The sequence below is a fragment of the Faecalimonas hominis genome (genome assembly GCF_054660755.1).
In genome coordinates this window covers 1-11,251 of the sequence record NZ_BAAHSH010000061.1, presented here as the reverse complement: position 1 = coordinate 11,251, position 11,251 = coordinate 1, and the positions used below count along the sequence as shown (strand labels likewise).

General features: G+C 40.2%; 7 protein-coding genes. 2 read left to right on the top strand and 5 right to left on the bottom strand.

The features are described from left to right. Window positions 1-50: 50 nt before the first annotated feature. The 5 genes from ACYQ35_RS10650 to ACYQ35_RS10630 form a co-directional block, all read right to left on the bottom strand. Window positions 51-824 (bottom strand): GNAT family N-acetyltransferase, encoded by a 774-nt coding sequence (locus tag ACYQ35_RS10650; RefSeq protein WP_459833302.1) that lies wholly within the window; start codon window positions 822-824, stop codon window positions 51-53. Between the two features lie 78 nt (window positions 825-902). Next, window positions 903-2,429, bottom strand: coding sequence for a hypothetical protein (locus tag ACYQ35_RS10645; RefSeq protein ID WP_459833295.1), 1,527 nt, complete (start codon window positions 2,427-2,429; stop codon window positions 903-905). A 39-nt stretch (window positions 2,430-2,468) separates the two neighbouring features. Beyond that, entirely contained in the window at window positions 2,469-6,485 is a 4,017-nt protein-coding gene (locus ACYQ35_RS10640; RefSeq protein WP_459833288.1) for a discoidin domain-containing protein, read from the bottom strand. A 248-nt stretch (window positions 6,486-6,733) separates the two neighbouring features. Continuing rightward, complete coding sequence (locus tag ACYQ35_RS10635) at window positions 6,734-7,216, bottom strand: methylated-DNA--[protein]-cysteine S-methyltransferase (protein ID WP_009460664.1); 483 nt, start codon at window positions 7,214-7,216, stop codon at window positions 6,734-6,736. Further along, window positions 7,213-8,790 (bottom strand): ClC family H(+)/Cl(-) exchange transporter, encoded by a 1,578-nt coding sequence (locus tag ACYQ35_RS10630; RefSeq protein ID WP_459833307.1) that lies wholly within the window; start codon window positions 8,788-8,790, stop codon window positions 7,213-7,215. The genes ACYQ35_RS10635 and ACYQ35_RS10630 overlap by 4 nt, the downstream gene beginning before the upstream one ends. A 103-nt stretch (window positions 8,791-8,893) precedes the next feature. Between ACYQ35_RS10630 and ACYQ35_RS10625 the strand changes: the two genes are divergently transcribed. Then, window positions 8,894-9,694, top strand: a complete 801-nt coding sequence (locus tag ACYQ35_RS10625) for a delta-lactam-biosynthetic de-N-acetylase (protein ID WP_009460659.1) — start codon at window positions 8,894-8,896, stop codon at window positions 9,692-9,694. 121 nt (window positions 9,695-9,815) lie between these two features. Then, complete coding sequence (locus ACYQ35_RS10620; protein WP_009460657.1) at window positions 9,816-11,228, top strand: amidophosphoribosyltransferase; 1,413 nt, start codon at window positions 9,816-9,818, stop codon at window positions 11,226-11,228. Window positions 11,229-11,251: the final 23 nt, after the last annotated feature.

Genomic DNA, 11,251 nt, shown 5'->3' with positions numbered 1-11,251 from the left:
AATCAAAAATGGTTGACAGTTTCCTAAGAAAATGTGACAAAATAGGTATCCTAAGAAAATGTGACAAAATAGGTTGTATACTCTTCCGCTCTATGATATCCCAATTTTTCAGCCAACGCTACCGACCTTAAATCTATGGCGTCCCAACTTGGATATTTATCCCGTTTCAGACACTCCAAAATAAGACTTGCCCCACAGGCAGTCGCTAACCCTTTCCGCCTGTGCGATTCTTTTGTATCAATTTCTATTTCAATCCCTTCACGATAAAAGGTATACGAGGACGCTCCTGCCACAACTTCTTCTCCCAAAAGAGCAACTACACCTACGCCATTCTCCCTAAACTGCTTATAATCCGAAAACATGGCACAAAAATCTTTTGACCACTCCTCTTTTAACACTTTATCATACAATTCTTCATCAATCTGTTTTAATATATAACCTTTGGGAAGCTGTTCCGCATACTGTCTCAATTTTTCCACGTCAAACATATCCGCTTCCTTCTTTATTGCGTAGCGCTTCGTTTTTTCCTGACGTTCTCCAAAATGTTTCTCAATATATGTATTCCACTCTTCATTTTGCGGCACAATCAGTATAAAACCTTTCTCTGTCGTCCGAGAAATATATGCGACTAATTCCCTGTCCGCTTCTCCCGCCAAAAAACAGAAATCTGCAATCGTTATCATGGCAGATTTTTCTTCCTTATCTGCAACCGCAAACGCTTTCCCCATACACCCCTGCAGACACGACCAAATCATGGTTTCGCTCCAGCCGGAAAACAGTTTTTCAATAAGAGAAATTTCATTCTGTTTTATTTCCTTTACCACTTTCTCACCCTTTCAGCTCATTCTCCTCCACATAAAAGAGACAGAGTTTTTTGTCTCTGCCCCTTTCATTTACTTAATTTAGTATTTTTTCTTTTTTGCTATCACGCCGGAAACAAGCGCCGCTGCTGCAAGAATTCCCCACAACATCATATTAGAAGAGTCCCCTGTTTTTACTCCTCCGTCAGAACCTGAGCCTGCATTTCCACCATTTGGCGCTTTTTCTAATTTCTTCACTGCATTTTCCAACTGTGCCAGAGCATTATTTACCTGCTCTTCTGTTGCGTTCTTGTCATCTAAAACAGTTTTTGCTTTGTTCAAAGCCTTTTCAAATACCTTCCAACTGTCTTTCGTGTAGCCATCATTTTTCAAGTCTTTGTATTTATTATACGCTTCTTCCAGTTTACTCTTATCAACTGTTTTATCTGCTTTTTCTAATGAATTGTAAGCGTCTTCCAGCGCTTTCTTAACTGCGTCTACTTTTTCCTGCGTACTGTTACTATTGTCATTTACAATTGCTTCCGCTTCGTCAAACGCTTTTTTAAATACATTCCATGTAGCAGTTGTAAAGTCTTCTGCCTTTAATTCTCTGTATTTTTCTACCAGTTTCTTAAGGGCGTCCGTATTACCGCGTTTCTGTAATGCTGTAATGGCATCATTAAGCGCTTTTGCCTTAGCATCAACTGTAGGCTGGTCTTTTGCAGTTTCTTCCAATAACGCTTTTGCTTCGTCTAAAACTTTTTTCATCGCATGATAAGAATCTGTTGTGTACAGTTCTTTATTTACTTTTTCAGCTTTTGCGATTGCCTTTTCCAATTCAACTACGTTAATTTGTGGTTTTTCATACACCAATATATCTTCTGCACCTTCCAGTTTTTTGAGCATATTATCGACTTCGTCCTGTGTTTTTACTCCGGTTGAAACTAAGCCGTATCCTTCTTTTACAAGTGCATTAAATTTTGCCACACTATCCGGTGTCGCATTTGTAGTATCTACTGCCGCCAGTTCTGCCAGTCTGTCGATTAATTTTGTAATATCAACCGATGCTGATTCATCTTTTTGTTTTGTTCCGATAACTTCCATCTCTACAATATGGTTCGTTTTACCGCTTTCTGAGCCATGCATATATACGCGAACAAACTGCGCTTTTGTGTTTTTCGGCAACTGCCATGATTTTCCTGCAGAAGATTCCACATATTCCTCATCATATTTATCTTTTTTATATGCTTCATTTAACTTATGGAAATTGTTTTCATCTGCATTATATACGATTGTTGCCTTTCCGTCCGCAAAATCTTTTTCTGTTTTTGCCACTGCAACAACAGTATCTTTGTATGTTCTGTTGTTATTCCAATAACGGTATAAATTTAATGCCTCCACATCACATACTGATCCCAAGTCAATCTGCATATAGGAAGATTCATCTTTACCATCTGCGCCGAACTCACCATAGTTGCCGTCCACATTTGTTTTCTGTCCGTCCACAACCATAGACATCGGTCTGTCATTGTTTGCTGCTGCGTTTGTGTTATCTTTTGTCCATTTTGCTGTTACCGTGCTATCTTTTGCAATATTATCTTTTTCTGTCTTTTCTCCATAGATAGCCAAATCCGCAACCGTAACCTGTTTATTTACATTTGCATTTTCTCAGTGATATGATTCTGTTCCACCGATGCGGACATATCTTGCTTCCTGTTCATCAAACTTAATCTCTTCCGGGAAGAACGAACTGTCATTCTTATTGACAATCTTATTTGAAAGGTCACGTCCGCCGTTTTCCGTCACCGGTGTCCATGTATTTCCGTCTTTACTGATTTCCACAACTAATTTTTTAATGTTACCTGTACAGCACCAGTAATTGTCTGCATTATTGTGGAAACGAGGTGTGTAATCAACCTGATCTAACTTGTAAATACCACCCAAGTCCACTTTTAACCATGCGTTAGAAGTATTCATCGCACCGTTTGTAACTTTCTGGCTCGTCCAGTATGTTGTATTATTTCCATCAAAAATAGTGTTTTTATTTCCCTCTTCTGTTCCGGATACAGTAACCATTCCGTCATTTAATTTCAGTTTTCCAAAACCTTCTCTGAAGAGTTCTTCCACTTTGTCATATCCGTAAGCAGTATCGTACACACCTGCTTTTGTTACGTTTTCTCCCACTGTGATGTCTGCTTTTCTCACTTCGTGGAATCTGTTTTCTTTGTTATAAGCAGAGCCTTCTAACTGACCGTCTACATAAAGTTTCAGCATACCATTATTTTCTTTAACGCCGACAATGATATGTTCTTTGTTATCATTCACCTTTTTGCCGGAAACTGCCGTTGCACCATTTAAAGTAAAGGCTGCTTTTCCCTCTTGCGTAATTTTTAACTCATACTCAGTATTTTGTTTTACAAGCGATTCGTTGCTGCCTGCTGTCTTTTTAACCGCCGCTACCGTAAATCCATTTTTAGAATTTAATGATTTGTCAGCAGGTGTAATTCCTTTTTCCTCTTTCACGCCCTGCTCAACAACGACATTGTCCTTATGATATATTACAGACGCAGGCTTGCCCGCTGCATTTCCTGCCATATCTTTAATATCTTTCGGTGTAACCGTAATTGTTTCTCCGTCCTTCGGTGCTTTCGTCAATGTAATGTGATATGTTGTATCATCTGCACTCTTTGCGATTGATGCAACTCCCAATCCATTTACGGAAAACAGATTGCCGGATACTTTCTCATTGAATTTTACCGTAACCTTGCGGTCTCCGTCCGTCATAATTCTGTCTATCTCAGGAGCTGTTGTATCTTTCTTATCTGAGACGCGTAAAATACGAACTTCATTCGGTTTTAAATTCACCGTATATTTCTGTCCGTATACTAATTTTCCTGTCTGTGCAGCCGGATCTGAAAGTAAATAACTGTGTTCCAGATAATAATCTAATGTACCTGCATTTTCTGACACACCGATTGTTCTGTCAAATGTAAACGTAATTGCTTTATTTTCTGTTGCTGATGGATTGCGAAGAGAAATAATTCCGTCCTTTCCGTCAAAACATGAGAATCCGTATGCTTCTGCTTTTGAAGCATCTGAAGTGGCACTTCCTAAACTTGTTTTGTCCGGCATACCACCAATCATCTTAGAATTCTTCAACATATGATAGCTCTTTTCTGCCCATTCCAAGAATTCACCCGTAATCTCATATTTTCCATCTGTCATAATGCTGTCAGAATAATATAATTCCCAAAAAGCTGTTCCACGTGTTGACAGCATATATAAATAATTCTGGAAGTCTTCATCTGTAGCCGTGTTCAGATTCATTCCCGTTCCTTCTTTTCCATATACAGGGTCATGATTATAAATATTCTGTAATGGGAACTGGAACTGATGATTTTTCAGGAAATCATAATAACACGCATCACGATAAGTAATCTGCTTATTCATCTTTGTTGTTCCAAAATCTGCATCTTTTTGGTCATGTGTACACTGAAGCCATACAGAGTTTGCCCATTGTAAGTACCATGGACTTGGATTTACATAACATGTCAGTGAAATCCATAAATTGTTAATTCCATCTGCCTTCTCGCTTTGACGCACAGCTTCCATCAAGTCTATCCATGCTTCCCAAAGGTCTGTCACATGGTACATCTGATGATAACCGCCTGTCATATGGTGATTACTCTCACTGTAAACCGGAACACCGTCCGCCCCACCTAAATTATTAAAGTGGTCATACTGTCCCATGTCTGCGAATCCGTCCCATTTCCAATAATTTACTTTGAACTTTTTCTGCCACTCAATTGCCATTTTTTTGAAGTTTTCCACATATACACGGTCTGCAACATCGATGGAACCGCCCGCTTTACTTCCTTTTCCTGACTTTTGAATAATATCCGCTAAAGTTCCGTAGAAATTATATCCTCCTCGAGGTCCAACCCATACACCGAAGTTACTTCCAAACTTCTGTACAAGTTGGCTGGAAGGTGTCAGTTCATTTGGGAACTTTTCATTAAATTCCCAAAATCCGCTTTCATTAATTTTTGCACCTGATTTCTGATGCTCACGTTCAGGAATAGTTCCATTATTATACGCGTTCCAACCGTCGTCCACAACATAGGAATCCATCGGACGGACTTCCGCATTGTTCAACTCACGGTCGATTTCAATAAATGATTCCAAAATATTGTTGTCATCTATTTTCATCATATTGTCAAACCATGAATTATACTGGATACGGAATTCTGACGGTGTGGCAATGGAATTTATATATTCATAGAAATCCGCCTGAATCACTTCGTTCTCCGTACTTCTTGCTGCACCTGTAACTGTCTGCCATGTCACATATTTTCCGTCTTTTGTCAACTGATTATCTTTTTTCAATCTGTCAAATGTCTTTCCCGTGTAGTAGCGCATATATCCTGTGCCGTCTACGATTTCCGTATCCGTTGCCGGAAATTCACACCCGAAAAACATTCCCTGAATGTAAATCGGCTGTCCGAGGTTTGCCTTAAATTCTTCCATCTGCACAATTCCGCCTTTTCCCCGTGGAATCGTCCATTGCTTATCTGTTTGATTTACTTTGAAAGATTCTAAGTCAATATAATCGATTGCCGTAGAAGCCTGTTTATCTTCCGGAATACTGATTTCCAAATATTTACGCATGAAATGGTCTCCTTCATACATAACAAGTACTTCGTCAATCGTGTATTGTACCCCTTTATGCTCATATGGTTTGAAAGAAAACGTTACTTTTTTACCTGTTTTATTCTTTCCGTTTATCTGTGCATTTGTACTTTCAATTTTAACTGCATCATTACCATCTTTTAATGTTAAATCACTTGCTTTAAACTCTCTGTCGTCTTTAACAACAGGTGCTTCATCTTTATGTAGGTTAAATTCTGCACCACCCGCAAAATTTTTTCCGTTATTTGAAGAAGTTGCAACGAATTTAATCTGTGTTGCCGTACATTCTTTCTCCAAATTTACATAAATTGGATTTGCACCGTCATATTCAAAATTACCTTTTGCAATCGGTTCTCCCCACTCTTTCGCCTCAGCAGAAAGAGGGTTTGTCTCATTTGATGCGTAAAGTTCATATCCCTTAATGTTTCCGTTTGTCGTTTCCCCTTCTTTTCTCGGAGTATACGAAAATGATTTGAATTTCTGACTTCCGTCTAACTTAATCACCACGTTATGCGGATATTCCTGGTCACCTTTTCCGTTGTTTCCTCCGCCGTAGTTCGTATGCCAAATAGTGTTCACATCACCGTCTAAAAGATTAGCCGCAGGTCCGTCTGCTGCCCCTGTCGCACCATTGTGATAACTGTCTGCCTCCGCTGTCCACTTCTTTCTGTCTAATGCCGGTAAATCAATCGGCTTTGATTTTTCTTTTGTCGTCCTGACAATAAATTCTTCGCTGTCTTTCCCTGGTGTAAAACTGGTTTTTCCACCACCGGTTCTCTTATTCACGATTTTGGTCGTAGATAGTTTCGAATCTTTTGTTGAGAATGTTCTCGCAATCGCACCGTTGCCGATGGTCACGGAATTTGTTCCCTGTTGCACTTCCACAGTCCCGTGGGAGCCATTCGTTGTTTTCGCTTCCGAAACTAATGCCGTGGAGAATACGCTTGTCACGACCATAGCCGCTGCAAGCATGGAACTTAAAAGTTTTCTTTTCATAACCTTTCTCCTCTCTTGCCGGGTAATTTCTATCTAATTTAACCCGGTAAATGAAATATCGCAACACCTTTTATTTATTTGACACAAAGATGCACTGTTTATATTTTAGCACTTTTTCTATATTTTTAATATATTCAATTTCTTTTTTGTTAATATGGCATATTCATATGCGTTTAAAACATATCTCACACTTTGTCATTTGTTATTTTTTACCAAAAAGGAGCATCGCTCCACAGATGATTACTCAACTATTTTGCAACGCTCCCGGAAATATTACAATTCTCCACTTCCAAAAGATACTCTTTCTTATCCAATCCTCCCGCATATCCTACCAGTTTTCCATTTCCTCCCACAACCCTGTGGCACGGAATAATAATCGGAATGGGGTTCTTATTGTTTGCCATACCCACCGCGCGGCAGCCTTTCGGACTTCCGACCTGTATAGCAATCTCTTTATAACTTCTCGTGTCCCCATACGGAATAGTCTGTAGCGCCTCCCACACTTTCAGCTGAAACGGTGTTCCGCAAAGGGCAAGGGGAAGATCAAACGTTTTTCTCTCCCCGCGAAAATATTCGTTCAACTGTCTTTTTACTTCCATGACAAGTTCATTATCCCCGTCAACGACATCAATCGCATCATCTTTTAGAAACTCAATTTTCCGAAGTCCTTTTTCGTCCACATCTATTCCTAACTTCCCAACCGGAGAAGAATATACATACACTTTCTTCATCGTTTTTCCTCCTGCTTCATTTTGCATAATTTTTCCACACATTCCCGAACATAAGGCTCATCTTTTTCATCAGTCAGAGTGACAAGCATGTCGCTTGGGAGAAGAACCGTTTTTCCTTTCGGAATAACTTCTTTATCTCCTCTTTTAATAGAAACAAGAAGACAGTTCTGCGGCCAGTCTATCTCCTGTACTTTCCTGTGTGCCAGAGGTGAGCCGTGCATGATTACATGGCTGATTAATATTTTCTGTCCTTTTATTCCCTCTGTCGTTTCCTCACCGTTGTTTTTCAGCAGTCTCTCCAGAAGGCTTTCATAAATCGGTTCTGAACCGAGCAGACTTGCCACCACATAGGCAACTATCGAAACAACAGACAGTGATAGCATCTGACTGACAGAACCCGTCATTTCAAAAATAAGAATAATACCTGTCAGAGGCGCTCTTACAATAGCGGTAAAATTTCCTGCCATTGCAAGCATGACAAAGTTATTGATATAATCCGGATCCATACCAAAATAATTTACGCCTATCATTCCAAAAATACCACCGACAAATGCTCCCAATACAAGTAGCGGGAAAAAGATGCCTCCCGGTGCTCCCGAACCGAAGCATACTGCGGAAAACAGAAATTTTCCAATCAGAATGACAATCGCCCCACCCAAAAGCAGTTCGTGATTTGTGAGACTGTCAATCAACTCATGCCCGCTTCCAAGTAATTCGGGCATAACCAATATAAGAACGCCTGACAGCATAAACGGTATCATTACTTTCGTCACTTCATTCAAACGTTTGGATTGCTTATACAGAGATTGCACTTTCAGCGTAAACCGATTGTAGACGCTGCCTAAGACACCGAGAATAACCCCCAACACTATAATAAGCCAGTAGTAATTTTGCGGCAGTACATGTCCGATATCAAATTGAAAAACCGGTTCTATCCCAATAAACTGTGAAGAGAGATAATCCGCTGATATTGATGCGGTCATAACCGATACGAGAACAGACACGGAAAAGTTTTTATGTACTTCCTCAAGGGAAAACATTACCCCCGCAAGCGGAGCGTGAAACGCTGCCGAAAGCCCCGCACTCGCACCGCATGTCAGAAGAATTTTTTCTTCTGTCTTCCCTCTGTCAAGCGCTTTGGAAATCCCCTTTCCCGTCATCGCGCCAAGTTGAATGGACGGACCTTCACGTCCCAGAGATAGCCCTGCAAGCAGAGATAAAAATCCTCCGATAAATTTTGCGGGCAAAACTTTCCACCATGTCTGATTTAATTTGCCCGACATTTCCCCTTCCAACTGCGGTATTCCGCTTCCGGAAATCATCGGTTCCCATTTAATCAACAGCCCGACTGCTGTCGCCATGAGAAACAACAGGCAGAACCACATCGCTGCTTTTACCGGAGAGTTTCCTATATAATGGCGAACCGCTTCAAGCCACTGTCCCGCATACTTCAAAGCAATTCGATATGCCAGCACGATAAGTCCCGCCACACTTCCCACAAGCAGCCCCTCTCCTATGAGAATGACATGAAATCTTTCCGCACGTTTTAACATATGCACTGTATCTTTTTTCACCTTTCTCCCCTCACTTCCTTCTACATTCACTTTTACCATTGTAACATATTCCCTCTTTCTTTCCCATATCCTATAACAAGAAAGATTATATAGAGGTGTTCTCTTGAAAAAAGCTAAGAAATTTACTGCCATTGTTCTCCTCTTTGCCCTTTCCTTTTCCATAGGGCATTTCACCGCAAAAACTGTCCACACCTTTTCGGATAAAGCAGTCACGGCATCTGCGGAAGGAAACTGGGGACTGAGTTTTCAAGAAGAGGGGAAACTCCCTGTAGGAAATGCGTCCGTCAGCGAGTTAAAAAAATATGATGCCTACTACGCCGAACCGACCGAAGAAAAAGTTCTCTATCTTACTTTTGATGCCGGATTTGAAAACGGAAATACGCCCGCCATATTGGACGCATTGAAAAAACATCACGCACCCGCCACTTTTTTTGTCGTGGGAAACTATTTAAAAACAAGTCCCGATTTAGTAAAGAGAATGGCAGAGGAAGGACATATCGTGGGTAACCACACATTAAATCATCTTGATATGTCAAAACTTTCCTCAAAAGAAGAGTTTCAAAAAGAAATTTCCGGTGTAGAAGATTTATATAAAGAAATAACCGGAAAACCGATGACAAAGTTTTACCGCCCTCCACAGGGGAAATACAGTACGCAAAACTTACAGATGGCTAAAGATCTCGGATATAAAACATTTTTCTGGAGCCTCGCCTATGTGGACTGGTACGAAGACAAACAGCCTACAAAAGAGGAGGCATTTGACAAACTGTTGAAAAGGATACACCCGGGAGCAATCGTTCTTTTACACAGTACTTCCTCCACAAACGCTCAGATTCTAGATGAACTTTTAACGAAATGGGAAGAGATGGGATATACGTTTAAATCTCTCAACGCATTTTTATAACTTATACTTATAATATCAATTTAAAAATATTCATAAGCATTCCTTTGCTTTCCGCGGAAAATCGTGATAAACTTATTCTGTTAAAGACTTAAATTTGTTATCAGAAAAAGGAGGATTTCTCATGGGCGGATTTTTTGGTGTCGCCGGAAAATCAAACTGTACACTTGATTTGTTTTATGGCGTTGACTACCACTCACATTTAGGAACACGAAGAGGCGGTATGGCTACTTACGGTCCACAAGGTTTTAGCCGGGCCATTCACAATATAGAAAACTCACCATTCCGTACAAAATTCGAGCGGGACGTGGAAGAATTAAAAGGAAATATCGGAATCGGCTGTATTTCCGACTTTGAGCCTCAGCCATTATTAATCCAGTCTCATCTTGGAAGTTTTGCCATCACTACTGTAGGCAAAATCAACAATATGGACGATTTATTAAATAGGGTTTACGGTCACGGACACACACATTTTCAGGAAATGAGCGGAGGACAGATTAACGCTACCGAATTGATTGCCTCTTTGATTTGTCACAAAAATTCTCTTGTGGAAGGAATTCAGTTTGTACAGGAAATCGTTGACGGATCAATGACTCTACTTCTTATGACTGAAGATGGACTTTATGCCGCAAGAGACCGTTTGGGAAGAACTCCTCTTGTTATAGGAAAGAAAAAAGATGCTTACTGCGTATCTTTTGAAGATTTCGCTTATATTAATCTGGGTTACTCTACTTATAAAGAACTCGGACCTGCGGAAATCGTACACATTACACCTGACAAAGTGGAAACAGTCAGCCCTGCCAAAGAAGATATGAAAATCTGTTCATTCCTTTGGGTATATTACGGATATCCGACATCTTCTTATGAGGGAGTTAACGTAGAAGAAATGCGTTATAAATGCGGAAGCATGCTTGCAAAACGCGACGCGGAAGACGATGTAAAACCTGATATTGTAGCAGGTGTTCCTGATTCCGGCATTGCTCACGCTATCGGTTATTCAAATGAATCCGGTATTCCGTTTGCAAGACCATTTATCAAATATACACCGACATGGCCTCGTTCCTTTATGCCACAGAATCAGGAACAGAGAAATTTGATTGCCCGCATGAAGTTGATTCCGGTACAGTCATTAATTCAGGATAAGAGTCTTCTGTTAATCGATGACTCGATTGTGCGCGGTACTCAGTTGCGTGAGACGACTGAATTTTTATACAACAGCGGTGCAAAAGAAGTTCATGTAAGACCTGCATGTCCTCCGTTGCTATTCGGTTGTAAATATTTGAACTTCTCACGTTCTAAATCTGAATTGGATTTAATTACAAGACAGGTAATTCAAAAACTGGAAGGGGATAACGCAGAAAATGTACTTCATGAATATGCTGACCCGACAACAGAAAAATATGCAAATATGCTTGAAGAAATTCGCAAACAACAGAACTTTACAACATTGCGCTACCACCGCTTAGATGACCTTATCGCATCTATCGGATTAGAACCTTGCAAAGTTTGTACATATTGTTTCAACGGAAAAGAATAATTTTAAAAGGGGGTGTCGCAAAA

Coding starts and splice junctions, on each gene's coding strand:
- ACYQ35_RS10640 (WP_459833288.1), bottom strand. CDS start 6,485: ATGAAAAGAAAACTTTTAAGTTCCATGCTTGCAGCGGCTATGGTCGTG.
- ACYQ35_RS10635 (WP_009460664.1), bottom strand. CDS start 7,216: ATGAAGAAAGTGTATGTATATTCTTCTCCGGTTGGGAAGTTAGGAATA.
- ACYQ35_RS10620 (WP_009460657.1), top strand. CDS start 9,816: ATGGGCGGATTTTTTGGTGTCGCCGGAAAATCAAACTGTACACTTGAT.